The following is a 26,487-nucleotide window of genomic DNA, read 5'->3' as shown; positions in this document are numbered from 1 at the left end:
TATACGAGTGCTATGGTGATTTCAGAGGAGAAGATATTATGAAAAAGTGTATTTTTTATAGGATTACCCCCCCCCCCCCATTGGGTGTGGATTTATTGATAGTAAATTATCCGTTAGGAAAGAGTATTCGTTCTTTTGCTTCTGTTGATGACCTATACAAACAGCGGATTTCGGAATAGTATACTATGCTTGTAACTATTACGAAGGATGCTTTCTTTAACTAAGAAAAAAGTTAGGGCTGATATGGTATACAGAACAAAAACAGTAGAAGATACTATCAACTTTGGTCGGGCTTTAGGCCGCTTACTCAATGCAGGCGATGTGCTTGCTCTGCAAGGGACGCTCGCAGCAGGAAAAACGCAGCTGACAAAAGGCGTTGCGCAAGGGCTTGATATATCCGAAGCTGTTACCAGTCCCACCTTCACCATCATATCGGAATATTACGGACGTTTACCGCTTTATCACATGGATGTGTATCGGCTCAGCTCACCGGAAGATTTTTTAGATCTCGGTGTTGAGGATATGCTGTACGGTCAGGGCGTGTGTATTATCGAGTGGAGTGAAAAAATTATGTCGGAATTACCGGCACGTACCGTACTTATTCATATCAAGCCGGAAGAAGATACGAGCAGAACTATTACCATCACGAACTGGCCGTATGAAACGGACAGCTTAATCGAATATGAGGCAGCACCATGAATATACTTGCAATAGATACCCTCACTTCAACCCTTTCAGTTGCGGCATACGGTCCTAACGGATTAGTTACGCAATCCTTCGCCGGTAACGGTCCGTCCCACGCAGAACGGTTGCTCCCCCTTATCGATGCAGCCGTATCAGCCGCGGGATTTACTGCCGCCGATACGGAAACGGTATTGGCGCCGGAAGGTCCCGGTTCTTTTACCGGCCTAAGACTCGGATTTGCAGCGGCGAAAGCATTACAGCTCAGCAGTAACAGCTGTTTTATTCCTATTCCTACGCTCCCATGCATAGCATCGCAGTATGAGGCGTGGAACGGAAATATTGCCGTAGTAATAGATGCAAAAAGAGAACGCTTTTACGCTCAGCTTTTTAAAAACGGAACAGCGGTAACAGAAGCTTTTGACAAACCGGCGGCTGATTTACTCCCGCACTTTTCGGAAAACGAAGAATGGCTGGTTACCGGCTATGGAACGGCGGCGTTTAGAGACGCTGCTGCAATTTCACAAAGTAGTATCCGCTTTCATTTTATTGAAGCGGATGCCCTCTCTTTTGCATATTCGATGATTAAGTATATGCAAAAGCACGGTAATGTACTGAAGAATGCTGCAGACTATGCAGGGCCTCAGTATATTCGGAAGAGCGATGCGGAGAAGGACTAAACTATGGAAAAAAGTATATCGTTGGAGCGGAATCAGCAGATTACAAGAGATATGTCGGCAGAAGAACAACAGGTGTATTTTGATGAACTTTCTGAATTAACAAAGGCAGGAAGTATTCCTACTATGATTCTTGACAGTAATTTAGTTATACGCCACATGACCAAAAGTGTGTACACATTATTTGCAGGTTATTACGCATTGGAGAAAAAGCCGTTTTTTAATGTATTCGGTAGGGTTTTTACTCAGGCGGAGATAAAAGACTTTTTTGAAAGCATACGATCGCGAGAAAAAGGCTGGTCATGGATCGGCAATATGGTGCATAAATCGCATACGTTAAAAACGCTGTATACGCGAGTACGATTCCATCCGCTTTTTGATAAGGAGAACCGTTACCTGCTTGGATACTGGGTGATTATTGAAAATATAACAGCAGAGCAGATTGGAATGTATAAAATGATGCTAAACGGTTTGTTGCAAGCTTCAATGCTGAAAGACAACGATACCGGAAACCATGCACAACGGCTCAATTTCTATTGTCAAGAGTTTGCCGAATATTTGTTTTCGCTTAATCAATACCCGCAAATTACACCGGATTTTGTTGATAATATTTCTTTTTTGGCCGCTATTCATGACATAGGCAAGATCGGTACACCGGATTATATTCTGCAAAAACAGAGCAAATTAACCGGCATTGAATGGGAAGTGATGAAGGAACATACGATCAACGGTGCGCTCATTGTGTCATCTTATCCTATTGCAATGGCAAAGGAAATAACATTAAGCCATCATGAACGGTGGGACGGCAGCGGATATCCGTTTAAGCTTGAAGGTGAGATGATACCGCTTTCGGCAAGGATTGTCGCAATAGCCGATGTATATGATGCACTGCGTATGAAACGATCGTATAAAAGCGAGCTTTCACATGATGAAGCTGTCCAATATATTTTTGAGAACGCAGGGAAGCATTTTGATCCGCAGCTCGTAACATATTTTAAAGAGATTCACCACGTATTTGATAAAGTATGGCACACTCTCAAAGATGATGAGACGGAACATTCACGCGTACCTGAGGATCGGGCTGTAGTATAATCGGCGACTGCAGCAGGTGATCGGGAAGGCATCGCAGTAATGCAATGCCCCCATATTGTATTACCGTTTTTTACTTTAATCCCAGTTGAGCAAGCGAATCGATATTGCCGGTCGCGAGCGCCGCTTTATTTTCACGCTGAATTTCGTCGTAAATTTCTTCGCGGAATACTTTGACGGAGCGGGGGGCTTCAACGCCGATTTTAACCTGATCGCCCCGTACTTCGATAACGGTAATTTCAATTGAATCGCCGACGCGGATTTTTTGGTTTGTTTTTCGGGAAAGGATTAACATGACGAACCTCCGCGTTTCATTTCAGCGACGATATCATGCTTAGTCTTCCATTTTTCCCCGCCGATGACCAGCTGCATTGCCTTTTTATTCTTTTTATTGATAATGAGCGGGCCTTGCAGATTTGCTGTAATTGCCGACCCGTCCGACGGAACGGTAACCAATGCAAACACCAGTACGTCCGACGGAGATTCAATGCCGAGCGGTTCGAGCAAACTATCATCGATGTCCAGTTCATAGTCAGGCCGGAAGATAAAAGGATCGATGGCGATAAACGCAAGCTCTGCATCGTCAAGCGACTGAATCCATATAAATGGCTTTTGCTTTGCATCGAGCAACGCAAAGCGGTGATACTTTTTAAATCCGTAAAAACCTTCAGACAGGGTGATGATTTGATCTTCTTCAATCCGAACCGTACCCAGCGCCTTCGTTTTTATTTCCATACTAAAACTCCCTTTCTTTTGTCATCGTTATCTTAAATAATTGAGCAGCGTGTTTTTATATAAATTGCCGACCGTACTTAACGATGCTTGATGCGTATACTCATACATTTTAAGATCGGAAATAGCTTGTGTCAAATCCAAATCGGCTTCGCGGGATTCCGCTCCCGTTACGTTCGGTATCTGGGTATTCAAACGGGCGAGCGCCGCTTCCGCGCGTTCATAGCGGGAACCGTTTTCCGCAAGCCGCGCTGCGAGGTTGTCGATAGCTCCGTCCACACTGCCGAGTACTTTGCCGCCGAGCGATTCATGGTCTCCTGCATACATCGCGTTGCGCATCGCGATGACCGCATCAAAAAGCGAACCTCCCGATACGCGCACCGAATCGGCAAGGTTGTACGGCGGCCGCTGCTGAGGTTTGACAATACCGAGCGAGGCGAGTACGTTTCCCTCTCCGGCATCGCGCAGCCAGAGCTGCCGTGCATCGGTCGTTTCGATATTCATACCGTTGGTAACGGGGTCGAGCGAAGCCTTAACCGCTGCGCCTGAGCTGTTGATCTTAGACATAATCGCATAGACGTTATCGCCTGCGATGAGCGGGATAGTAACGCCGTCTATCTCGATGGCACTGTCCTGCTGTATGATAAAGTTCCGTGCATCGGTTGCGGAAAAGAGCGTTTGCCGTTCCGCCCAGAAGATACGGTTCCCTGCCTGATTTGCCTCCATAAACGAAAGCTCGTCGCTTTCCACCTGTTTGGTGTCGATGGAACCGTTGTACCGTACATTGGTGATAACCGCGGAACCTGCGCCGTCGATGTCGCCCATCACAATCTCAAAAGGTTCGGTAAAACTTTTAGTACCGGCAAAGAGACGGGTGCCGTCCGCACTAAAACTGTTTGCCGTTTGAACAAGCTCGTATAACAGCTCATCTACTTCCGGCGCCATCTTTTTAAGATCCGAAGCGGTATAGGTACCGGTTGCACCCGCTACGGAAAGTTCGCGGAGCCGCTGCATAATGTTGAGCGCACTCTGCATCGGCGCCTCTGCAACCTTATATTGGTCGTTGAGCGTCTTGGCATTTTTTTCAAAGCGGTCAAGCCGTGCCAAAAGCGATTTATAGCGTACCGAGTGTCCTGCAGCGATAGGATCATCGCGGAGCTGCTGAATACGCCGCTGAGTACTGAGTTGACTATTTACCTTGTGCAGCCTGCTTTCTTGTCTCCGCACCGAATAGCTGCTGTCCGAATGCTGCATATTTGAACTAATCCGTTGCATACTTACTCCTTTTTCCCGGTAAATATATCAGGGGTAGTGTGATATAGCCCGCAGAATAAAAGCGGCCGTCCAACCAGAGTTGAATCGCTTCGCGATTCAAATGGTTTTCCTGCCGCTTTTATTCTGCGGCTTCGATTAGTCACCGCCCCCTGATATATTTACCCATGGCCTAGACACCAAGGCGGTTGATAATGGTATCGAGCATCTCGTTGACGGTAGCGACAAAACGAGCAGTCGCATTGTAGCCGTGCTGGAATTTAATAATATCCGCCAATTCTTCGTCGATGTTGACACCGGAAATTGAGTCGCGCATATCGCGGAGTTCCTTGCCGATAGCGGTTTGTGTATTCAACGCAAGCTCGGATTGTTCGCCCTTTAAGCCCATATTGGTAACAGCCTCGGCGAAGAATTCGTCAAAGGTGCGGGTGTTGCCGACCATAACCGGCGTATTCCGTATCTTTGCGATAGCGACGGCGGCACGGTTGTCTCCGGGGTAGGGGATACCTTCAAGACTGGGGTAACCGGCGGCGATATTCTGTAAATCGCTTACGACAACCGGATTGATTTCCATCCAACCGGAGGGGTGCGCAATGGGGGAAACTGCATACTGTGCACCTTCCTGCGACAGTACGTTCACCGCATCGGGTTGCTGCCAGTCGTAGGCGTTTTCCGCACCGCTTCCGGTAAGCACGCCGGCGTATCCCGCTAAAAAGCGCCCTGAATCTTCGACGTGTCTGATAACAAAGTCGGGATTTTCGGTATCCTGCGCCGCTGTCCCCTTGAGCACGAGCTTATTGTTTTGGTCGAGATATGCGACGACTTCTGCGCCGGAACGGTTGATGCGGTCTACAAGGTCGGCGACCATATCAGTGGAAGCGTAGGGTACTTGAACTGTTCTCGTTCCTGCGGAAAGGGTGATCGTCCCTTCCAATCCGATTTGTTCGCGCGGATCAAGGCTATATGCGCCGGTCAAACGGAAGATATATGAAGAATCGTATTCACCGTCGCCGTTCCGGTCGAAATTACCGACCGTATTGTTGATAAAATATTGTTCTTTGAAAAAATCGATACCGGTTTTTCCGTTTAAGCCCATCGCATTGCGGTGAATGTCGTTAACAAGGTCGACAAAGTTCATTGCCATCGTATCGAGTTTATTGATTTCGTCGCGGACATCTCCGTCGCGCAGTTCGATAAGGGCAGCCAGCCTGCCGCCGCCGAAGTGCGCAAGATTGCCGGAATCTTCCCATACGACATTGGCATACCCTTCGTTTCCGGTACCGCTTTTAAGTCCGAAGGTGCGGAATGTCCGCCCTTGTACCAACTCCATACCGTCCGAATAAATGATGTAGGATTCGTCGGCATCCACCTTCTCTACAGAGATGGAGATAAGGTTGGCTAGTTTTTCGGTTAATACATCGCGCTTATCCATCAAGTCGTTGGGATTGTCGCCCATCGCTTTAACTTTTACGATTTCTTCATTGAGCGCCGCAATCTGCCGGGTAAAGGAGTTTACCTGCTTAACCCGCGCTTCAATGTCGCCGTTGATCATATCGCGGATGCCCTGCAAGCCCCGATACTGATGGTGCACGGCATCGGTCAGCGTTTTTGCGCGGGTAGCAACCGCACTGCGCGCCGCCGTCGATTCGGGATAGACTGACAGCTCCTGCCATGAATCCCAAAATTGATCGAGCCGTGTCCGAACGGAAGTATCCTCCGGTTCGTTATACAACTGTTCCAGCATATAGATGTAGGAATCGCGTGTTTCCCAGTACCCCTGCTGATCGGTTTGGGCGACAATCCGCTGATCCAACAGCTCGTCGCGCAGGCGGGTAATGGAGCTGACGGCAACACCCTGTCCGATTTGTCCGGGAGTTTCCGCCCGTGAAAGATCGGGACGGTACAGCGGCTCGTAAGAATCAAGCTGAACACGCTGACGGGTATATCCTTCCGTGGATGAGTTCGATATGTTATGACCGGCAGTTTGAATGGACTGCTGGTGTGCAAATAAACTGCGTTTTCCCAATTCAATCGAAGCAAATGTAGACATTTTTATCACCTTCCTCCTTGAATACTATCCGTTAAAATACCGTATCGATAACCAAACTGCTGTAATTCGATTGGCTCGGTGCACCGGTGCGGGTATAAAATGACGTTCTTGTACCGATTGCCGCGGCATCCATCATATCTTGTACCAACGTCTGTACATGCGTAACGTAGGCATCAAGCGTATCGTTTGCAGTTTTTGAGAGCTGCACCTGCTGTTGCAGGTTACGGTATAAATAACTGAGCTTTTTTTGACTTTCCACAGGCAGCAATGCAATGTAGCCGTAAAAATCGCGTACATCGTCGTTATACGGATCAAGCTGATTGAGAAGCAAAAAGCACTGCTTATCGAGCCGTAAAAACTCATTGGAAGCCTCCGTACTTTTCAGTACGCAGCGTTCAATCCCCTCCCATGAACGGTTGCGCACGGAGTCCGAAAGCTCTTTTTGATATGCATATACTTCTTTCATCACGGTAATTTGCTGCTGCAAGACCTGTTCGATTTTCTCTGCAGCCGATATTTTGTCCATTTTATACCCCTTCTGCTACAGTGTCGGAATTTAGCGGAAAACCTTGAGGAAAATCGGGAAACGCATCAGATTTCTTGGTGCATTGCCCGCAGAATAAAAGGGCTATTCAACCTTTCCTTTTGAAAATATGCATACCGTCTACAGCGTTGCAGAGTGAATAACAGTCCTCGACGTGCAAAAAGCACGCCTGCGGGTGTTATTCACTCTGCGCCTTGTATCCGGCACCCCTATTTTCAAAAGGCTAACGGAAAGGTTTTTGCCAAAGCTGTAACTTCTATGTTGCGGAATTTAATTTATTCATCTGATGCGTTTGCCTCTTTTAGAATAAAGTGCGTGAAATTTTGGATAAAATTTCACGCAGAAGGAAGGAAACGCATCAGACGTTTTATGAATATTCCCCGCTTTCTTTATAGAAGAAAAAAAATGCACGAAATTTTGAGGAAAATTTCGTGCATGCGGTATGAGGTGTGTTTTGTTTTATAGATTTAGCAAAGTTGAAAGTGCTTTCAAGTTTGCGGTAATTTCGTCTTGAATGGTTTGCCACTCATTGACTTTTGTTTCGAGAACATTGACCGTTTCTTTGGGCATCACAATATCCTCAAGGATGTTTTTGCTGAATATAACCGATGCATCGGTTCCGAGCTTAAGAGTATGCTTTTCCTTCTCGAGTTCCTCCATCTCAATGTTGATGGTATCGATGTTATATGTAATCATATCCGGTTCTTTTACAACACTGCCTAATGCCTGCATTGAGGCCGCTATGCTTTCGTTCATGTTGTCATTACGCGAGGGTGTTATATCCATGTCCGTACTGATTTTAAAGTTGTCGCTCTGTTTTGCGGTATCGGCATAAAATGAACCATGCATATCGAATACCGGAAGCAGCGGAGTATCGGGATTATCCGTAAACGATACGGAGACGGAACAATCGATATCGGCTGTCGTGTCGGTTACAGAGCCCTTAGAAGCGAACACACAAGATACTATACCTCCCACCTTCGAGTCTTTATCTGCGGTATTAGCCCCTGTAATATTGAGCGTGTATGTCATGCCGTCGATCGGGTTTTCATAATTTTTGATGCCGCAGCCGAATGTAACTATCTCTTTTCCGCTGACAGCAACCGTATACTGAGCTTTTGCGGCAAGGTTATCTTTAACGGTCAGCTCTTCCGTAAAGGTACAGTCTTTTATGTTATCTTTTATTTCCGTATTAAATTTTTCTTCAATCTCTTTAAATTCTTTTTCTAAGAGTTTTTCATAAAACTTCCAGAGGAATGTTAAACGGTTATCGTTTTTTACCGCATCTATCAGCGCAGGGATAAATTTAATGACATCATCATTATTGAATACGATGGAATACGTATCACCGTTCCGTGTGATAACTGCGTTCTTATAGAGAATATCTTGCGCTTTATCATAGCGTTTTTGCGAGGCTTTATTCGGACGGATGGAACTCAGTGTTCTCAATGTATTGTAGGTTAAATCGATATTGAGATTTGTGGGAAATTCCTTAGAGTCGATAAGCGCAAGGGCTTTCCCGAGGTCTTGTGCAGGAATGGAAAATGTTTTATTGAATATCGAAGGACTCGCCGCTTCAATATTTTTTTGCCCGATAATAATATTTATCAGGTCGGTTTTCTCTTCGTTTATTAAAATATTATTCAATGCATACGAATACTTAAATGCCTTAGCCTTTTTATCGTTGACCCAAAGCCCTGTTATACCGATTTTATTTGCGATCATCGTATCGGCAATCGTTTTTGTTTGTAATATGCCTTGCGCTTTAGGCCCTTGCAGATCATAGTCGGTAAGGAAAAATTCTGCTTTTGCAGAGCCGTTATCAAAAACATCACTGCGCAGCATAAAATTATTTTCAAATTTTTCGAATGCACTGATAAGCTTTTCGGTCGATGCCTTTTTAATGCTTATGATATTCTTTGTATCTTTATTACCGCATGATACCGTAAAAATAAGCATCATAAGGGTAAAGACACATAATTTGACGTATTTCATATTATATACTCCTTTGCAGAAACGGGCTTTTTTGCTCGAAATCCAACCGTACTATATACTTTTTTTTGATATTTGTCAGCATCTTTTAAAAGAGAGTACAGACTTTAAATGCTGCGTGTGCTTGTCTATCGCCTAATTTATCGGTATACTGCGTTTGTATATTGTTAAGGGGAACCTCTAAAAAACTCGGTTTTTTAGAGATGCCCTAAATACAGTCTTTGAATACGAGGTGATAGAAAAATAATGACACGCGATACAAATATACAAGGTAAGATCCTTTACGAAGATGAAAATCATAAATTTATCTGGCTGGGCGGCGAAACAAAATACCGGAAGGGTGCCGTACAGACCATGCAGTATCTCATCATTGATAACGGCCGCGGTATTCTGCTGGATCCGGGCGGGGTACATCTTTTTTCACAGGTAGTAACCGCCGTCAGTAGATTTATATCAGTAGATAAAATAGACATCATCTTTTTCTCTCATCAAGATCCCGATGTATCTTCGGGCATCGCTCTGTGGCTTGGTGTTACACAGGCACAGATTTATATTTCTTCTCTTTGGCTCCGTTTTATGCCTCACTTCGGTATTGTTGACGTTTCACGTATGACCGGTATCCCCGATAAAGGGATGAGCGTTTCTTTACCTTCCGGCAACAAAATACGTTATATTCCCTCCCACTTTATGCATTCTCCGGGGCAGTTTTCACTCTTTGACGAATGTTCCCGTATTTTGTTCAGCGGCGATATCGGTGCTGCGGTGTTTGAGAAAGAGGAAGATGAAACGCTCTTTATCGATGATTTCCAAAAGCATATCCCGTTGATCGAACCGTTCCATGTCCGATATATGGCAGCCAATAAGATTGTCAAGCGCTGGGTTGAAGCTGTACGGCTATTAAATCCTGTCATTATTGCGCCGCAGCACGGGGCTATTTATACAGACGACAAGGTAGAGCTCTTCTTAAATTGGCTTTCTCATTTGCAATGCGGAGTCGATTATCTTGATAGGTTATTTTAGGGAATAATATATGGTAGATGAACAAGCAGCTCTGCAGAATTTTGCCGATTTAGTAGATAAAATTGTTGTTAAGTACAATAAAGGCGTTGTATTAGACTATGTAACGCGACATTCGTTTCAAATTATCAATAGCTCCATGGAGCAGCTGGAGCAACGGTTTGAAACAATCCTTTCAGTATTTGAAGAAATCCAAAAAGAGAGTAGCTCTTCCGCTGCGAATGCGAACCATGTAGATGATTTATTAGATGCGGTGCTTAGCGGACGAAAAACACTGCAAAAAGAAATCCATAATCGGCTTGGTGAAATCGATGAAGCGGCAGCCACTGCACGAACCACAGCAGCCTCATTTGAAACGCTCAAAGAACACACCGGTGAAGTTAAAGCGATGGTCTCAGATATCCAAAACATTTCGATAAAAACCGGTATTTTGGCTATTAATGCTTCAATTGAAGCCGCTCATGCAGGCAAGGCGGGCGACGGTTTTAGAATTATTGCAAATGAGGTACGAAACCTTTCTACCAAAACCGGCACCTTTGCTAAAATGATTGAGACAAAAATGGCTGAGTTACAGTCATCGGTAAAAAGCATCAGTGAAAGTATGACCCTTTTTATTTCACTCTTTTCAAAGTTTCAAGAATCATTCACCGGTATTCTTTCCACCTATGATAAAAATTCAGAGACTTTGGATGCAGCCGGTCTTGCGTTGGCAGAAATATCCTCTTCGATTAAAGAGCAGGATACTACTATCCACGGCGGTTTTAGCTCGCTTAAAGATATTGAAGCATTCTTAAAAGAGACAAGCGCCGTATTGGAAGTAGTACAGACCAGCCACCAGCATTTGGGTACCTTATTGCAGAAAAAAGAATAGAGGAAACGTTGTTGCGGTTCTAAACCATTGCCGTCCTCGTCCAAAAATGTTTTCAGAACTACACTTTTGAGCCACGGCGGATTCTTAGGTTAAACCCCTAATTGATCTTAAATTTTCCCACTTCATTTGCCAGTTTTTCGATACTTTCTCGGTTCTTCTGCGTCATCATATTGACTTCTTGTACGGCATTATTGATCTGTATGGCGCCCGATGCCATCTCGTTCATGCTGTCGGTGATAGTGCGCGTTAATTCGTCAAGTGTATGCATTTCGTGTGCTGCACCTTCTCCGCCTTTCAACATTTCTTCAGAGCCGGATTGCACTTCCATTGTTACGGTATTGATGTTTTTAATAGCCGATAATATCTCTTTGCTGCCGTGTTCCTGTTCTCTTATTGCAGCGGTTAAAAGATCACTCATTGATTTTACTTGTTCCGCCAATCCAAAAATTAAGTTGAATTTTTCTTCTACGATTTTAGATGAAGCTGACAGTGTTTCAATTTCCGCAGTTAAAGATTTAAGCGTTACCGTAATTGTCTTTCCTTGTATTGCAGAGTCTTCGGAAAGTTTACGGATTTCATCGGCGACAACGGCAAAGCCTTTTCCTGCTTCTCCAGCATGAGCCGCCTCGATAGCTGCGTTCATTGCAAGCAGGTTGGTTTGCGAGGCGATATGCTGAATAACGTTAGAGGCTTCCATTAAAGAACCGGATTCTTCGGAAATCTTCTGTGTTACCGTATTGGAAGTTACCAAGGCTGCCTTTCCGTCCCCCGTGGCGGAAACAAAGTTTTTAATAATTTGATCGGTTTTTCCGAGTGTTTGCCCGATCGAAGCAATATTTGCAACCATCTGCTCTATTGAAGACGAAGATTGTGCGACGCTGCCTGCTTGCGTTTCGATGCTGCTATTCAATTGCTTGATTGTTCTGATAATCTCTTCAACGGTTGCCGCCGTTTCGGTAACACTTGCCGCTTGGTTGATCATCTTCTCTTTTACCGTTTCTGTTGTTGCCGTAATTTGCCGTATTGCACTTGCGGTTTCAAGCATATTATCTGCAAGATTGGTACCCGTGACCTCCATATCAGCTGTATTTGCTTCTATGGAACGGATAGCTCCGGCTATCTTTCCGATTGTTTCGTTAAAGTACTGTGCTATATCGGTAAGCTCGTCTTTTCCCTTAACAGGCAGCGAGACCGTTAAGTCTCCCGTTCCCTGTGCTATTTCTTTGAGCGCATCCGCTGTCTTCTGCAGCGATCGTGAAAGTCCGAGTGAGACTGCATAAATAATACAAACCACCAAGATGACCAGTATCGTATCGATAATAATGATAAGTCTAATGGCGCCCATGTATTTTTGACGATAATCCGTTGCAATAAGTGTCCAGCCCGTTGTCGGGATCTTTGCGTATGCAGCATCTTTTACCGCGCCTTTATATTCATAAGAGCCGGAACCGGAAGTTGCCGATTGAACGGCGGTATGTTCAAAATTTCCGACACTTTCAAGGCTTTTATCCGATTGAGATTTTACGTAGGAATTTTCTTGCGAATAAATGAGCTCGAGGTCATGGTCGGCAACAGTAGTGCCGTCTTTATCAAGGATATAAACCTCGCCGGTTTCTCCGATTTTTACATTCCGTATTGTTTCATATATTTTTAAGCCGTCATATACGGTTGCGATTGTGCCTATGATCGTTTTGTGTTTTCCGTAGATGGGCGCTGCTACCGTACAGACCAACGAGCCGTCTTTAAAGGAAGAGTACGGCGTACTAATGAAAAATTCCCCTTGTATGCTCTTTTGGAACCATTCAAGGCTTTTAACGTTCGCCATTGTACCATCTGTCCTATACGCATTTCCTTGGGTGTCGGTTACGAGCATACGTAAGCATCCGTCTTTCTTCGCTATTTCCGCCTCATTTTTTAAAATTTCTATTTTTTCAGACAGAGGAATATCTGTATTTGAAATTATGGAACCTCGTGCTAATGTTTCCATTTGTGTTCTAAATTTTTCAATATATGTTTGCTCAAATATTGCCGCTTGATTTTGTGCTACTGTTACTAGATGCGATGCCGCTTGCTGCATAAGTGCGAGACGGGAGCTGCTGATAGAAATAACATTAATGACTGTCATTGAAACGGCAAATAATAAACCGAAAGTAATTGATAAACGTGCTTTGAGCGGAAATCTTTTGAGCATAACTATCCCTTCTACTTTAATCGTATATTTTATATATCGTTAAAATAGAGCCGCTTATTGAGTGTTTTACTAATTTTTTTCTATTAAAATATATCCGAGGGATTTTAATTCACTGTAGAGCGGAGTAAGTGCTGGTGTGTATCCATAGCTGACAGCATAAAAGTTCACGCACCAGTATATTTCCGTTCCGCTCGAGCTGGCGGCCTGTACATCGTTATCGCCTACGGCGATATTGTCTTTATTAAATGCACGTCTGGTAGGAGAGATTCTAGTATTTCTCTGTGGGATTCCTTTTTGAACTGAGTTTACAATAAGCTTTGCTGGATCGCTAGGAGATGAACCGTAGTCTTGTAAGCGGAAGCGGACAGTAACATCTGCAGAATGTTTATCAATCAATGGACGTGTTGATATCAGATTTGTCTCTAAGCGATAGTATTTCTTTGTTTCTTCCAAATACCTTGCCGCTTCGAACGGGTTATCATCATTATACTTGTCGATTTGACTGCGGTCGTTTTCGCAGTCATCCTTCCGTGCATAGATTCGATAGTAAATTTCGGTTCCTTGAAAGCCTGTCACAGCACTATTTGCCGTATCAGCGGTCTTGAATTGACAGTACCGCTGACTTAAATCTTCACTATTACTGTTCTCACGTACTGAATGCGGCTTTTCAAGATAGGTCAAGTTCGGAATACCGCAGGTTGTCATAAACAGACTGCAGAGACAACAAAAAAGAAAAGTATATCGTTGGTATAAAAGCCGCAACAGCTGCATAGCCCCTTATAGTGTTTTCCCGCTAATTGATGGAAAGTGCAATAATCCGCGATTTTGCAAGCAGTGTCCAATCATTATCGGGATATGATTCCGTAAGTTTGGTATATGCTTCAATCGCTTTGTCCGGATGAGCGAGGGTTTCTTCAAGCCGTCCGATGTTAAACAATGCTCGCGGCTTCAGCGGAAAGTCGTCTGAGGCTGCCGACAAGGTATACAGTTCCAAAGCTTTATCATGCTGCTGCAATTCATCGGCGCAGACTGCTGCATTAAAATAGGCGATACCGGCAGTATACGCTTTCGGAAGAGCCTCTCCTGCCTTTTGGTAAGAGGCGAGTGCTTTTTCCCAATCCTTGCGCAGTACGTAGATTTCGCCGAGGGTTGTGTAGGCTCTAAATGCGGAGTATGAGTGGCCGTTTGCTGCGGCTTGCTTTTCAAGTTTTTCGGCAAGTGCATCTTCTTTAGCCGTCATATCTTCGGCGTTTTTATCCCGTAAATCCGTCCATTCGGAGATTATTGTCTCCGTTTCTACGGATGCCTTTTTCGCCGCGCGTGTAGTGAGTGATGATGCAATCAAAGCGATTGCCGCAACCGCACAGATTGCTCCCAGTATAATGACAATCGGTTTCCGATTCTGAGTTAAAAATTGTCCGCAGCGTTCCGAAAAAGAAAGCGTCTGGTCGTTTTGTTCTGCCATATAGGTCTCCCGTTAATCCTTTGGGCATCTCTAAAAACTTGGTTAGATTTTTAGAGATGCCCGACGAGTTTCAATTTAAGTCTTTTTACTGTAATGACTTAAATTGAAACATCGCAAAATAAATCTAAGGTAAACCTCTAAAAAACTGAAGTTTTTAGAGGTTCTCCTTTATGTTTAGCTCTTTCATCAACCGTGAAAGATATGTCCTTTGAATTTTCAGTATCGAAGCTGCTGCCGTTTGATTGCCGCCGGTTTTCTCCAGTACTGTTCGGATATATGTCCGTTTAAATACGTCTGTCACGGTTTTAAGTCCACCGGTCTCTCCGGTTAGTACCGCAGCCGCAGAAGGGGGAAATAAATATTCAGCGGTAACGAGCGGCGGACATCCGTTTAAGCATCCGTATTCTACGCTGTTTTTTAGTTCCCGTATATTTTCCTTCCATTCCGCTTGCAGTAACGCCTCTTGAGCATCCGCCGAAAAACCGGCAAAGGGTTTCCGCATTTCCTGTGCTGCCTGACGCAAAAAAAACTGTGCAAGCGCTTCGATGTCTTCTTTGCGTTGCCGTAACGGCGGTATGTACAGCGGCAGTACGTTTAATTTGCCGTACAGTTCCGACAGAAAGTCTCCTTCGCGAGTTAAGCGTTCAAGGTCGCGGGAGGTTGAAGCTATCAACCGTATGTTCCGGCCGCTTTGTTCAAGCTGTAAAATCCTGTCTAAAAGCCTTTTCTGCAGTGAAAGCGGAATGGCTGCCGCCTCATCAAGGAATAAGGTACCGCCTTCGGCTTGTTGAAAACAGCTTTTATCGGAGGCATCGGTAACGGACGTACCGTCTGCAGCACCGCCGAATAAGTGGTGCGCAAGCAGCTGTTCTGCCGGTTCGGTACAGTTCACACGAATAAAGGGATGATCCGCACGGCGGCTGTGAATATGCAGCTGCTTTGCAACCGATGCTTTTCCTACCCCGTTTTCACCTATAATGAGTACCGGTATATCGGAGAATGCAAGCTGTTTACAGAGTTCAAATTTCTCCCGCATTACCGGACTGGACGCTATAAAAGGTGTTTCTTCCGTTATATAGTCTGTTCTTTGCTCCCTTTGCTTTACAGCATCCGCATAAACCTGATATGCGCATGAAGTACGATAAAGCGGTGCAGCGTATCCGGCTGCAAGGCTCAATAACGAAAGATCGGACTCTGAAAAATTCCCTCCGTCTTTTTTCCCCACTGCTTGAAGGACACCGATACGTGAATCCTCCACACACAGCGGTACTGCGATAAACCCCGATGTTGAACAAGAAGTTCCGTCCATACCGTTGGAGGTAAAACGGCTTTCCGCATCGGGTGTATTCATTCTTAGCGGTTCGTTTTGCCGTAACACCCACGCCGCTGCTGCCGATAATTCTTTTTTTGCGTTAAAGCGATAAAAGGTATCATCGCATATATATGCAACCGTTTGGGCTTTTTCTAACGTTTCATCCGCTAAAAAAAGAGAAGCAGCGGTACTATCCACTGCTTGCATACTCGAACGGAGAATTATTTCGAGCAAGGTATCACCCGAAGCCGAAGCTCCGCGGGTGAATAAGGGGGTGTTGATGAGAGCAGCTAATCTTTCGGGTAAAATACGGCCTGAAATATACATACGCTGCTCTCACAGCAAAACTATTCCGATGCTTTATTCTTCATAAGATCGCCCAACGTAAAGGCTCCCTCACCGTCTTCCTGTTTGGTGGACATATAGCGTGAGAGTTCTTCTTGTTGAAGGCGCTTCTTATAGTCGCGAATTGAGAAAGCCGTTTTCTTATCCTTAACGTTAACGTCAAGAACAGCTGCTTTTACTTTATCGCCGACAGCGTATTTCTTTAATACTTCGTCGGGATTATCTTCGCGGTTTTCTACAAGATTTTGCTTGTGAATAAGGCCTTCGATATCACCGGGCACTTTTACGAATATACCAAAGTCCGTTACCGAGGTAACTTCGCCTTCAACGGTTGAACCAGGCTTATATGCTTCCGCAAAGGTCTTCCACGGATCATCGCTCAACTGCTTTACGCCGAGGCGAACGCGGTGTTCTGCCGGATTGCATTCGATAACGATTACTTCAAGCTCTTGACCTGCTTCAAGCTCGCTGTTCGGGTGGCGTACCCGTTTTGTCCACGAAAGATCATCGACATGCAAGAATCCGTCGATTCCTTCTTCAAGCTCGATAAACGCACCGGCGTTGGTCAGTTTAACTACTTTACGGGTTAAGCGGGTGCCCACAGGATACCGTTCGCCGATATTGTCCCACGGATTTGCCGTTACCTGTTTTAAGCCGAGCGAGACCCGTCCAGCTTGAATATCGTAGCCGAGGATCATGCATTCGACTTCATCGCCGATTTTAACCATATCGCTCGGCTTGCTCACCTTTTTCACCCAGCTGAATTCGCTGATGTGTACAAGACCTTCGATACCTTCGGATAATTCTACAAAGGCGCCGAAATCGGTAATCTTTGTAACATGACCTTTTACGATATCGTTTACTTGGAATTTATCTTCAAATTCAAGCCATGGATCAGGTGTAAAATGCTTTAATGAAAGATTGATGCGCTTTTCAGCCGGATCAAGTCTGATAACTTTTAGATCGATTTCTTGACCTTTTTTAACGAAATCCTTCGGACGGGTAACATGGCCCCAGCTCATATCGTTGATATGGAGCAAACCGTCAAAACCGCCGAGATCGATAAATGCTCCGAAGCTGGTAAAGCTTTTTACGGTACCTTTTACAACGTCACCGATATTGGTATTTTCAAAAAATGCCTCGCGGTTTTTTTCCAGCGTATCTTCAAGATATTTTCTTCTATTAACTACAATATTATCTCTGTTTCCCTTGCGGTCAAAGACCATCTTTTCAATATAGAAAGATCCCTTTTCGCCTAACAGGGATTCAGGCTTGTCTACTTTCTGCGCAGCAGCTTGACTGATCGGTAAGAATGCAATCATATTTGCACCGAGATCGACATCATATCCGCTTTTGTTTACAAGCTTTTTGATGACGCCTGTTACCGGAGTTTTATTCCGATATGCATTTTGCAACTCTTTGCGTAAAATGTTACGGTCTGCTTTTTCTTTGGAAATAATCAGCTTACCGTCAGTTGCCTCGGTCTTTTCAATGTATACCTGTACGGTATCGCCGATCTTGGGCTCTTCGGTAAATTCTTCGCGTGCGACGCGTCCTTCCGATTTACCGCCAACGTCAATAAAAACCGAATCATCAGTTATCGCGATAATACGGCCTTCTTTTAATGTTCCGACTTCAGGAGATTCAAAATTTAAATACTCCTCTGGTAATTGTGTTTGGATGCTCTGATCGGAATTTGTAACTGCATCCATTGCCACTTCCTTTTGTTCCATAAATAACCCTTTATCGTGTATTTTGTCTTTTATTTTCTCACAAACCTGCATTATGGTCAAGTCCGATGTATCTAAATAGAAAGCATCTTCAGCAATTTTTAGACTGCCTTCTTTTTTATTCCGGTCGATAGCATCCCGTTCTTCAATACTTTTCCGTATTTCGGCTTCCGAAAGATTGCTGGTACCTTGTTCAAAGCGGCGCCGTGCCCGTGCCTCGGCGGAAGCATCGAGGTAGACCTTGCATTCGGCATCGGGAAATACCACGGTGGTCATATCTCTACCTTCGCAGACGATGTTCAGTTTTGCCGCCGCAGCACGGATTTTTTTATTGATGAGATGCCGAATTGGCACAATCGCGGAGAGAGCTGCAACAACCGATTCCACGGCATCGCTGCGGAGATATGCTTCCACACAGGATCCGTCTAAATACATTCCGTCCTGCTTGTATTCAAGCGATACGGTTTTTGCGAAATCCGTCCACTTTACTTCGTTTTCCAAATCCGGTTTTTCTGCGCCGGCGCCGCTTTCATCCCCGCCTAATGACCGCAGAACTGCGAGGGTGAGCGCACGGTAAAAGCTGCCGGTGTTCATAAAGGTGAAGCCCAAATCCGCCGCGATCATTTTTGCAACGGTACTTTTGCCCGAACCTGCCGGGCCGTCTATCGCAATAATCATTGTTTACCGCCTTTCAGAGCTGCCGGAACATCTTTTAATAATAGGGTGGTTTCCGTCCGGGTCGGCAGGTGTTTAAGGCGCACCGACATTTCGGCACAGTTCTGCGATGCCGGAGAAACGGAGAGATTGTTCGGTTCGCTGTTGCTATCGGAACCTTCCGGCAGCGGCTCGATAAAAAGCCCCCAGTCGATGCCTTTCTTTTCGGCATAGCCGTACTGCTGCTGTATCTTCTTAGGTTCGGGGAATACTTCTACACGGCAGCCGCATTGTTCCAGATAAGTCGCCGCTGCACTGTTCAGGCGGATGGCGTTACCTTTCTCGTAAAATACGATTGCGTCGATAAAACCGGCCTCTTTGGATCCGATACCGAGCTGCTCCAATCCTGCGAGGAGACGGTCAAGTCCGATCGAAGCGCCGACCCCGCTCACCGTATCCTTCATGTAGAGTCCCGTTAAATTGTCGTAGCGGCCGCCGGAACAAACCGAGCCGAGCTGCGGAAGGTCGGTTAAAAAGGTTTCGTACACAATGCCGGTGTAGTAGTCAAGACCGCGTGTAATGGAGGGGTCAAGTATGAAGCTGTCCGCGATACCTGCGTCGTATAGGAGCTGATATACGTCCCGCAACCGGCCAGTATCGGGGGCGGCGCCTCCTGCAAGCGCTTCTATGTGCGCAAGGATTGTTTCAAAATCGCTGCCTGCTGAAAGGCCGCTGCTGTATTGCACGATTTTTTCAGCCTTTTCAGCTCCGGCAATTTCCGCGAGTTGTTCGATTACCTCCTCTTTGCCGATTTTTGCCAATTTATCGACAATGCGGAGAATGTCTTCGCTTTTATCCTTTAGATCCAGCCTGTCCAAAAACCGATTGAATATGCCGCGGTGCGAAATATGAATACGGAAGTTTGTAACGCCGAGCGCTTTGAGAGCACTATACATAACTTTTAGGATCTCAAAATCGGTATAGGCACAGTCCGAACCGACGCTGTCAAAATCACATTGAATAAATTCGCGGTAACGCCCCGCCTGCGGTTTTTCGCCGCGCCAGACTTTTGCAATATGATATCGCTTAAACGGAAAATATAATTCGCTGTAGTGCTCCGCAATAAAGCGGGCAAAGGGAACGGTCAGGTCAAAACGAAGCGCAATGTCCCGGCCGCCGTTATCGTTAAAACGGAATACTTGCTTTTCGGTTTCCCCATTGCTTTTGCGCAATAGCACTTCGGAATATTCCAAAGCAGGGGTGTCGATGGGCACAAACCCTGCATTTCTAAATACATTAGTAACGGTTTCGATTAAAAGAGCCCGCCGTATTTCATCGCGCGGCAAAAAATCTCTAAACCCTTTAAGAACTTTCGGTTGTATCAATTCACTCATTTTTTCAGTATACTGAAACTTTCCGTTTGTTACCAGTGTAATTCCACACCGCCTGTTTTCAAAAGGAAAGGTTGAGCAGCCCCAATTATTCTGCGGGGCTGTTAAAAAACAATCTGATGCGTTTGCCCGGATTTTTTCGCTTGCATAAGCGGGGAAAGCAGGGTATTCTCTTTATATGACTACACATAAACGCCTCGGCATTTTAACATCGGGGGGCGATGCTCCCGGATTAAACGCTGCTATCAGAGCTTTAGCTCGGACAGCGATGAACCGTTACGGAATGGAAGTGGTCGGTATTGAGCAAGGATACCGCGGACTCATCGAAAATAAGTACCATATATTGACGGAGCAAGATCTTTCCGGCATCCTCGCGCGCGGGGGGACGATCTTGGGTGCTTCCCGTGAAAAACCGTTTAAAGACCGCGGCTGGCGTAATGCGGACGGCAGCGGGGCGGTGGACTGTATCAAAAAAAACTACAAAGACTTACGTTTAGACTGTCTTGCCGTTCTTGGCGGTAATGGGTCGCAGACTACTGCCGATATGCTCGTAGATGAAGGGCTGAACATCATCGGTATTCCGAAAACCATCGACAACGATATTGTGCATAATGATATGAGCTTCGGCTTCCACACCGCGCTTGATATTGCAACGGATGCGATCGACCGGCTGCATACGACGGCGGCAAGTCATAACCGTATTATGGTGATAGAAATTATGGGGCATAAGGCGGGATGGCTTGCGCTCTACGCGGGTATTGCCGGCGGCAGCGATGTCATTATCATCCCGGAAATCCCCTATCGGATTGAAGCAATAGCCGAGCACTTACAGGAACGCCGTAGAAAAGGAAAAAACTTTTCAGTTGTTGCAGTCGCTGAAGGCGCCGTATCGTTTAGCGAAAAGGATATGAACAAAAAAGCTTTAAAGGAAGCGCGTAAATCTATGGTCGGTTCAATCGGCTATCGGGTTGCAGGGGAGATAGAAGCGGCTACCGGCGCCGATGCACGGGTGACGGTGCTCGGCTATTTACAGCGCGGCGGTACTCCTTCAGGTTATGACCGTATATTGGCGACGCGCTTCGGCGCTGCTGCTGCCGAGTTCGCCGCGGAGGAACGATACGGGGTTATGACAGCTCTGCAACAGGGTGTTATCACTGCCGTACCGCTCAGTAAGGTCGCCGATAAGGTTAAAAAAGTACCGGAAGACCACCCGATGATTCGTGCCGCGTGGGATGTCGGCACCTGTTTTGCCGGTTAACTTACCGGCTATGCGATTAGCTGCCGAGACCGCCTTTTTTAATTTCAAAATGGCTAAAGCTCATCGTAAAAGAGGCGCGGCCCTGCGTAACGGAACGTAAATCGGTGGAAAAGCCGAAGAGTTTCGCCATCGGCGCTTGTGCATGAACAACATCGATATTCGGCTTTGAATCCATGCCGAGTACCATGCCGCCGCGCTGCGTCATCTGACTCATCGCATCTCCGACAAATTCCTTAGGACAGAGGATATCGACATTCATTACCGGCTCAAGCAGTTCGGGGGCGGCTTTTTGGCACGCCTCGTCAAAGCCCATCGCAGCGGCGGCTTCAAACGCGAAGGTTGTCGCAGTCAGCTCGTCGTATTGGGCATCGATGAGGGTTACGCCGATGTCTACGCACGGATAGCCGTATTGAATACCCGAATTAAAGGCGCCGCGAATCGCGTGTTCCACCGCCTCGACAATATCTTCAGGCAGGGAATGCGCCTGCGGAGTGCCTCCCGTAGAAACCTTAACCGTGTTCTTAAAGCTGTTTCCCGAACCTCGTTCAAGCGGTTCGATACGGAGTGTGAGCTGTGCTGTCTGTTCTTTGCCGGCGAGCACCTTGCTGAACCGCTCGGTGTGTTCTACCGTTTGTGTAACGGATTCGCGGTAGGTTACCTGCGGCTTGCCGATACGGGCTTCCACCTTAAAATCCTGCAGCATACGGGTTGTAAGAACATCCAAATGCAGCTCGCCCATACCTGAGATAATGAGCTGTCCCGTTTCCGCATCCTCACGGCTTATAAAGGTAGGATCTTCCCGTGATAGAATCGCGAGTGTTTCTTTGAGTTTATCACTTTCCGAAAGACTTTTCGGTTCGATTGCTACGGAGATAACCGGTTCGGGGAACTGCATGGATTCAAGGAGTATCGGCATTCCCTCACTGCCGAGTGTGTCGCCCGTTTGTGCCAATTTGAGCCCGACAAATACGGCAATATCGCCCGCTTCCACGCTGTCCATCGGTTCGGACTTATTGGAGTGCATCCGCAGGATACGGCCGATCCGCTCACGTTTTTTCTTGCCAACATTATATACCTGATCGCCTGCCTTTATTTTTCCCGAATACATGCGGACATAACAGAGCGCGCCCGCTTCTCGGTCATATTGAATCTTAAAGACCAAGCCGAGCGGCACGCCGTCGCTTTTGCAGGGAACGGAAACAGGCGTTTCTTTTTTCAGCTGAATTCCTTCGGCAGGTGCAACTTCATCGGGAGCAGGGAGATAGTCTACGATAGCATCGATGAGCGGCTGAATACCGGTATTGCGCCGTGAAGATCCGCACAAAAACGGAATATACTGCCGTTTGAGTACCGCGGTACGGATTTCTTTTTTAATCAAGTCTGCCGGAATGGGTTCTCCTTCAAGCATCAACTCCGTTACCGTATCGGAGTAGGCGGAAACAACATCCAGCATTTTTTCGCGGTATTTTTCCGCCTCCGCACGGTATTGGTCGGAAAGCGGGCTGCGGGTGAATTTTTCCCCTTCGGTTTCCGCATCCCAGCGGATTTCTTCCATTGTTATAAGGTCGATAACGCCTTCAAAACTTTCTGCACTGCCGATGGGAATTTCAAGCGGCATTACCGTGCAGCCGAATTTCTCTTTGACATCCTCCATCGCCGCAAAAAAATCGGCGCCGATTCTATCCATCTTGTTTACAAAACAGATGCGCGGTACGTGGTAGTGATCCGCCTGCCGCCACACCGTTTCCGTCTGCGGTTGCACCCAGCCTACCGCACAGAGTACGGCAACCGCGCCGTCGAGTACGCGCAGTGAGCGTTCTACCTCGGCGGTAAAGTCAACGTGTCCGGGTGTGTCGATAATATTGATTTGATGATCACGCCAATAGGTTGTCGTTGCAGCACTTTGAATGGTGATACCCCGATCTTGTTCCTGCTGCATCCAGTCCATTGCCGCCGCTCCGTCATCAATTTCTCCGATACGGTGAATTTTTCCGGTATAAAAAAGAATACGTTCGGTTGTTGTTGTTTTTCCGGCATCGATATGCGCCATAATGCCGATATTTCGCATAGTGTTAAGCACGCGCTGCTCCTTGTTACTATTGAGAAGTGCCGATAAATCTATTTTAAAATTAACCGGTACATTAGTTACAGCTGATTAGCTGTTCCATTGTTGTGTCGTAAAATACCACTTTATTTCTTCCGGTCTGTTTTGCACGGTAGAGCGCACAGTCCGCTTTATGGATCATGTGTTCAAAGGTGTCTTTTTCGGTAGGTTCTCCTGCAAAAACTCCGATACTGATAGTTGCTTCTCCTACCATCTCTTTAGCGTGCCGCTCATGCATTGTTGCTATCGTTTTTCGGATTCCTTCCGCAATATGCATCGCTTTTTCGGGAAGCAAATTATACATTACAATCAAAAATTCTTCACCGCCGTATCGACCTATTAAGTCTGTTTCCGTTCTAATGCGCTTTTTTAAATCAGCGCCGATTAAATGCAGCAGTTCATCACCTGCCTGATGACCGAAGCGGTCGTTATAATTTTTAAAGAAGTCGATATCGAACATCATGACTGCTATCGATGTCTTATGCTCCATCGCCATTTGCCATATTTTTAAGCCGAGCATATCGATATACCGACGGTTGCCTATTCCGGTTAAGTGATCGAGCAGGGAAAGCTCTTTAAGAGTAAAGTTGTCTTGTATCAATACCAGCTGTTTTTCTTCAAGCAGATCTGCATACCGCTGCAACCAATAGAGCTTATGGATTTTGTAGGCTAAGAAAACCATAATCGAGACTACTACGATATAAAACCAAATCATAACGGGGGAGATAAGGAAACTTTGCCGTATCGTGAACGAGATACTGTCGTGTACGATATTCTTCCCCTCGGCTGCATTTTTTACTGAGAACGTATACGATCCGGGTGGTAAGTGTGTATATCGTACATAGTTTCGGTCTGATGAAACGATCCAGTCTTTATCAATACCGGTTAATTTATATGCGTAAACCGGCTTTTTGTGCCGGGAAGAGTAGGGCGCTGCAAATGAAATTTTAATATCATTGGTTTTGTAGTCGAATGTGAGCGGCTGTTTTTTTGTATAAAGATTAACCGGTTGTCCGTCTGCGGTAAGTGCCCGTATTTTAATAGGTACAAATTGAAGCCGGAAGGCATAGAGCTTTTCTTGAGATATCTTTAATATTCCCTTATCGGTACCAAAGAAAAATAATCCTTTATTTTTTAAAGCGATAGGGGGGCAGGAAAAATAACCATATTGGCGTATGTTGGCGATATTATATGCTTGGGCTGTTTCGTGTGCTATATCGAATAAATTTAAATATTTGAGTCCCGCTATCCATAAAAAGCCGTCATCCGCATCGGTTATGCCGATGATCTGATTGGAGGAGAGGCCGACATCCTTTGTATAGGTATGGAAGAGTTCTGTTTTGGGGTCAAAGCGGCAGATACCGCCATCGTTTGTACCAAACCATAGTGTCCCCTCCAAATCTTCGCAAAAAGAATCGACACGGTTGGAGGAAATTCCCGTCGGTTTATTTACATTATATAAATATGAAGTAAAATCCTCTGTTTCGGGAATGTACCGGCATAAGCCTTTATTTGTTCCAATCCACAGTGTACCGCGGCTGTCCCGATTGATAAAAAAGACAATGTCGTTACTTAACGAGCGCGGGGCATCGGAATGACGATACTGCTCTAGAATACCGTTTTCTGGGGAAAAATGGATAAGACCTGCACCATACGTGCCTATCCAGAGAGTATCATCTGAATCTTGATAGAGAGAGTGTACTAAAAAACTTGAGGTATCGGATATTCTGTTGTTATATAATGAAATAGGCGTAAATGAAGCAGTAGTTGAATCAAAGAAAAATAAACCTTTGTTGGTACCGATCCAGGCTTTCGTATCGTTTACAACGCTGATGGAATAAATGATCGCGCCGTTCACCTCATTTTTCCCCATTGTGACCGGAAACTCTTCCGGCTCACGCTCATTAAAGTTATAGCGTACAAGGATATTATTTGAAGCCGCCCAAATGCAGTTATCACTGGAGGCTAAACAGGCAATAGTGTCATCAAGATGCGATAATTTCTTGTTGTTTCCGGCAGTTTCGGTATAGAGCGGTACTGCGATGTCGCCCGACTGGCGGCTTAAATCTGCTATGTTTAGCGCATCCGCCGTTCCGACAAACAACATATTATATTTATTGATAAAGAATGAATATATGACATTATTGGTTAAAGACCCCACCATATTCGGATTGGCTTTATATGGAATGACTTCCTTTGTTCTTTTATTGATGATGTATATACCGCCGCCCCACGTTCCTGCGGCAATGTACTCATTGGTGATAAAATTATTATAGAGCGTATATATCCGTGCATCCGGCAGCGAATATACTTCATAACTGTTTTTGCCGGGCGTAATACGGACAAGCCCTACACCCCAGACGGAAAGCCAGTATACGCCGTTGGTATCTTCTATGAAGTGGTATACAACACCGTTTTTTCCGGGGCATCCTTCAGGTATAAGACTGCACGGTTCAAAAGACCCTTCCGATTCATTGTATTGCCATACCCCGTCATACGTTGAGGCGTAGATGATGCCGCGGGAATCTTCGCTGATTGATCTGATGGTATTGTTCCCGATAAAAGAATTATATTGATGGTTATTAAAAGGAATAAAGTTTTTACAGCTTCCGTCACGGCAAAAGTATAATCCATTGATCGTTCCTACCCATAGGTGCCGTTTTGAATCGCGGAAAATCGCTGTAATCACATCATCGCTGACAGGAAAATGATTGATCGTGCCGCTTTTGATATCGAAACGCTCTAATCCGTTATAGGTACCGAGCCACAGCACATCATCAGTGTCCATATACATGGTTTGAATCTGACTTGAACGCATGGTCGTATTATCAAAAGGGAGATGCTCATATTTTTGGGTGGTAATTCCGTTATATTTAATGAGTCCCGAATGGGTAGCAAAGTACAGACACTCATGACTGTCTTCTACAATACCTACTACTGCATTAAAGGGGAATAAAGCCGGTTCGGTATAAAATGAGAGCGGTGTTAAATCCGTACAAAATACCAGACCGGCCATTAAAAAAAGTATGCTAACGAATGTAATAAAATATTTCATGCCTGCTCGTACACCCCTTCTATAGAGGAATAATCCTAGAATGAAATAGCGATATAT

General features: G+C 45.5%; 20 protein-coding genes. 6 read left to right on the top strand and 14 right to left on the bottom strand.

Annotated elements, in window-relative coordinates; translation table 11 throughout:
- Positions 1 to 243: 243 nt before the first annotated feature.
- Genes tsaE through QI63_RS02650 form a run of 3 tightly spaced genes read left to right on the top strand, consistent with a single transcriptional unit; the run spans position 244 to position 2,450 of the window.
- On the top strand, positions 244 to 699 hold the full coding sequence (gene tsaE, locus QI63_RS02660; RefSeq protein ID WP_044013655.1) for a tRNA (adenosine(37)-N6)-threonylcarbamoyltransferase complex ATPase subunit type 1 TsaE: 456 nt from the start codon (positions 244 to 246) through the stop codon (positions 697 to 699).
- Entirely contained in the window at positions 696 to 1,361 is a 666-nt protein-coding gene (tsaB, locus tag QI63_RS02655; RefSeq protein WP_044013653.1) for a tRNA (adenosine(37)-N6)-threonylcarbamoyltransferase complex dimerization subunit type 1 TsaB, read from the top strand. The genes tsaE and tsaB overlap by 4 nt, the downstream gene beginning before the upstream one ends.
- A 3-nt stretch (positions 1,362 to 1,364) precedes the next feature.
- Entirely contained in the window at positions 1,365 to 2,450 is a 1,086-nt protein-coding gene (locus tag QI63_RS02650; protein ID WP_044013650.1) for an HD-GYP domain-containing protein, read from the top strand.
- Positions 2,451 to 2,520: 70 nt separating this feature from the next.
- On the opposite strand, the gene csrA is transcribed toward QI63_RS02650, so the two are convergent.
- From csrA to QI63_RS02615, 6 genes are all read right to left on the bottom strand, one after another.
- Entirely contained in the window at positions 2,521 to 2,742 is a 222-nt protein-coding gene (csrA, locus tag QI63_RS02645) for a carbon storage regulator CsrA (RefSeq protein ID WP_006188992.1), read from the bottom strand.
- Positions 2,736 to 3,182 carry a flagellar assembly protein FliW gene (gene fliW / locus QI63_RS02640; RefSeq protein WP_044013647.1) on the bottom strand — a complete coding sequence of 149 codons (447 nt, stop codon included), beginning with the start codon at positions 3,180 to 3,182 and terminating at the stop codon, positions 2,736 to 2,738. The genes csrA and fliW overlap by 7 nt, the downstream gene beginning before the upstream one ends.
- A 27-nt stretch (positions 3,183 to 3,209) precedes the next feature.
- Entirely contained in the window at positions 3,210 to 4,454 is a 1,245-nt protein-coding gene (locus tag QI63_RS02635) for a flagellar hook-associated protein 3 (protein ID WP_044013645.1), read from the bottom strand.
- A 169-nt stretch (positions 4,455 to 4,623) separates the two neighbouring features.
- Entirely contained in the window at positions 4,624 to 6,501 is a 1,878-nt protein-coding gene (gene flgK, locus QI63_RS02630) for a flagellar hook-associated protein FlgK (protein ID WP_044013642.1), read from the bottom strand.
- Between the two features lie 31 nt (positions 6,502 to 6,532).
- Entirely contained in the window at positions 6,533 to 7,027 is a 495-nt protein-coding gene (locus QI63_RS02625; protein WP_044013640.1) for a hypothetical protein, read from the bottom strand.
- A 477-nt stretch (positions 7,028 to 7,504) separates the two neighbouring features.
- Positions 7,505 to 9,040, bottom strand: coding sequence for a hypothetical protein (locus QI63_RS02615; RefSeq protein ID WP_044013637.1), 1,536 nt, complete (start codon positions 9,038 to 9,040; stop codon positions 7,505 to 7,507).
- Between the two features lie 243 nt (positions 9,041 to 9,283).
- On the opposite strand from QI63_RS02615, the gene QI63_RS02610 reads away from it, so the two are divergent.
- Complete coding sequence (locus QI63_RS02610; protein ID WP_044013635.1) at positions 9,284 to 10,057, top strand: oxygen-binding di-iron domain-containing protein; 774 nt, start codon at positions 9,284 to 9,286, stop codon at positions 10,055 to 10,057.
- A 10-nt stretch (positions 10,058 to 10,067) separates the two neighbouring features.
- Positions 10,068 to 10,925 carry a methyl-accepting chemotaxis protein gene (locus QI63_RS02605; RefSeq protein ID WP_044013633.1) on the top strand — a complete coding sequence of 286 codons (858 nt, stop codon included), beginning with the start codon at positions 10,068 to 10,070 and terminating at the stop codon, positions 10,923 to 10,925.
- Between the two features lie 97 nt (positions 10,926 to 11,022).
- On the opposite strand, the gene QI63_RS02600 is transcribed toward QI63_RS02605, so the two are convergent.
- The 6 genes from QI63_RS02600 to hisS form a co-directional block, all read right to left on the bottom strand.
- Entirely contained in the window at positions 11,023 to 13,116 is a 2,094-nt protein-coding gene (locus QI63_RS02600) for a methyl-accepting chemotaxis protein (RefSeq protein WP_044013632.1), read from the bottom strand.
- A 69-nt stretch (positions 13,117 to 13,185) separates the two neighbouring features.
- Positions 13,186 to 13,821: a hypothetical protein gene (locus tag QI63_RS02595; RefSeq protein ID WP_235619756.1), complete on the bottom strand. Its 636-nt coding sequence runs from the start codon at positions 13,819 to 13,821 to the stop codon at positions 13,186 to 13,188.
- A gap of 88 nt (positions 13,822 to 13,909) precedes the next feature.
- The gene (locus QI63_RS02590; protein WP_044013629.1) at positions 13,910 to 14,581 is read right to left on the bottom strand and encodes a tetratricopeptide repeat protein; all 672 of its coding nucleotides are present in this window, start codon (positions 14,579 to 14,581) and stop codon (positions 13,910 to 13,912) included.
- Positions 14,582 to 14,735: 154 nt separating this feature from the next.
- A complete protein-coding gene (locus QI63_RS02585; protein WP_044013627.1) occupies positions 14,736 to 16,220 on the bottom strand; it encodes a sigma 54-interacting transcriptional regulator in 1,485 nt (494 codons plus the stop codon).
- A 20-nt stretch (positions 16,221 to 16,240) separates the two neighbouring features.
- Positions 16,241 to 18,646, bottom strand: coding sequence for a bifunctional cytidylate kinase/30S ribosomal protein S1 (locus QI63_RS02580; protein WP_044013625.1), 2,406 nt, complete (start codon positions 18,644 to 18,646; stop codon positions 16,241 to 16,243).
- A complete protein-coding gene (gene hisS, locus QI63_RS02575; protein ID WP_044013623.1) occupies positions 18,643 to 20,016 on the bottom strand; it encodes a histidine--tRNA ligase in 1,374 nt (457 codons plus the stop codon). The genes QI63_RS02580 and hisS overlap by 4 nt, the downstream gene beginning before the upstream one ends.
- A 175-nt stretch (positions 20,017 to 20,191) precedes the next feature.
- Between hisS and QI63_RS02570 the strand changes: the two genes are divergently transcribed.
- On the top strand, positions 20,192 to 21,271 hold the full coding sequence (locus QI63_RS02570; protein WP_044013622.1) for a 6-phosphofructokinase: 1,080 nt from the start codon (positions 20,192 to 20,194) through the stop codon (positions 21,269 to 21,271).
- A 16-nt stretch (positions 21,272 to 21,287) separates the two neighbouring features.
- On the opposite strand, the gene fusA is transcribed toward QI63_RS02570, so the two are convergent.
- Both fusA and QI63_RS02560 read right to left on the bottom strand, forming a co-directional pair.
- Positions 21,288 to 23,351 carry an elongation factor G gene (gene fusA / locus QI63_RS02565; RefSeq protein ID WP_044013620.1) on the bottom strand — a complete coding sequence of 688 codons (2,064 nt, stop codon included), beginning with the start codon at positions 23,349 to 23,351 and terminating at the stop codon, positions 21,288 to 21,290.
- A gap of 61 nt (positions 23,352 to 23,412) precedes the next feature.
- The gene (locus QI63_RS02560; protein WP_044013618.1) at positions 23,413 to 26,430 is read right to left on the bottom strand and encodes a ligand-binding sensor domain-containing protein; all 3,018 of its coding nucleotides are present in this window, start codon (positions 26,428 to 26,430) and stop codon (positions 23,413 to 23,415) included.
- Positions 26,431 to 26,487: the final 57 nt, after the last annotated feature.

The organism is Treponema sp. OMZ 838 (genome assembly GCF_000775995.1).
In the GTDB taxonomy this organism is placed as follows: domain Bacteria; phylum Spirochaetota; class Spirochaetia; order Treponematales; family Treponemataceae; genus Treponema.
The sequence above is the reverse complement of the archived record's forward strand: the minus strand, read 5'-3'. Positions and strand labels throughout refer to the sequence as shown.

What these genes read in the sequence shown, in the direction of transcription:
- QI63_RS02635 (WP_044013645.1), bottom strand. Translation starts at nt 4,454, where the DNA reads ATGCAACGGATTAGTTCAAATATGCAGCATTCGGACAGCAGCTATTCG.
- QI63_RS02610 (WP_044013635.1), top strand. Translation starts at nt 9,284, where the DNA reads ATGACACGCGATACAAATATACAAGGTAAGATCCTTTACGAAGATGAA.
- csrA (WP_006188992.1), bottom strand. Translation starts at nt 2,742, where the DNA reads ATGTTAATCCTTTCCCGAAAAACAAACCAAAAAATCCGCGTCGGCGAT.
- tsaE (WP_044013655.1), top strand. Translation starts at nt 244, where the DNA reads ATGGTATACAGAACAAAAACAGTAGAAGATACTATCAACTTTGGTCGG.
- QI63_RS02625 (WP_044013640.1), bottom strand. Translation starts at nt 7,027, where the DNA reads ATGGACAAAATATCGGCTGCAGAGAAAATCGAACAGGTCTTGCAGCAG.
- QI63_RS02615 (WP_044013637.1), bottom strand. Translation starts at nt 9,040, where the DNA reads ATGAAATACGTCAAATTATGTGTCTTTACCCTTATGATGCTTATTTTT.
- fliW (WP_044013647.1), bottom strand. Translation starts at nt 3,182, where the DNA reads ATGGAAATAAAAACGAAGGCGCTGGGTACGGTTCGGATTGAAGAAGAT.
- hisS (WP_044013623.1), bottom strand. Translation starts at nt 20,016, where the DNA reads ATGAGTGAATTGATACAACCGAAAGTTCTTAAAGGGTTTAGAGATTTT.
- QI63_RS02570 (WP_044013622.1), top strand. Translation starts at nt 20,192, where the DNA reads ATGACTACACATAAACGCCTCGGCATTTTAACATCGGGGGGCGATGCT.
- QI63_RS02605 (WP_044013633.1), top strand. Translation starts at nt 10,068, where the DNA reads ATGGTAGATGAACAAGCAGCTCTGCAGAATTTTGCCGATTTAGTAGAT.
- QI63_RS02590 (WP_044013629.1), bottom strand. Translation starts at nt 14,581, where the DNA reads ATGGCAGAACAAAACGACCAGACGCTTTCTTTTTCGGAACGCTGCGGA.
- QI63_RS02600 (WP_044013632.1), bottom strand. Translation starts at nt 13,116, where the DNA reads ATGCTCAAAAGATTTCCGCTCAAAGCACGTTTATCAATTACTTTCGGT.
- flgK (WP_044013642.1), bottom strand. Translation starts at nt 6,501, where the DNA reads ATGTCTACATTTGCTTCGATTGAATTGGGAAAACGCAGTTTATTTGCA.
- QI63_RS02560 (WP_044013618.1), bottom strand. Translation starts at nt 26,430, where the DNA reads ATGAAATATTTTATTACATTCGTTAGCATACTTTTTTTAATGGCCGGT.
- QI63_RS02595 (WP_235619756.1), bottom strand. Translation starts at nt 13,821, where the DNA reads ATGACAACCTGCGGTATTCCGAACTTGACCTATCTTGAAAAGCCGCAT.
- QI63_RS02585 (WP_044013627.1), bottom strand. Translation starts at nt 16,220, where the DNA reads ATGTATATTTCAGGCCGTATTTTACCCGAAAGATTAGCTGCTCTCATC.
- QI63_RS02650 (WP_044013650.1), top strand. Translation starts at nt 1,365, where the DNA reads ATGGAAAAAAGTATATCGTTGGAGCGGAATCAGCAGATTACAAGAGAT.
- tsaB (WP_044013653.1), top strand. Translation starts at nt 696, where the DNA reads ATGAATATACTTGCAATAGATACCCTCACTTCAACCCTTTCAGTTGCG.
- QI63_RS02580 (WP_044013625.1), bottom strand. Translation starts at nt 18,646, where the DNA reads ATGATTATTGCGATAGACGGCCCGGCAGGTTCGGGCAAAAGTACCGTT.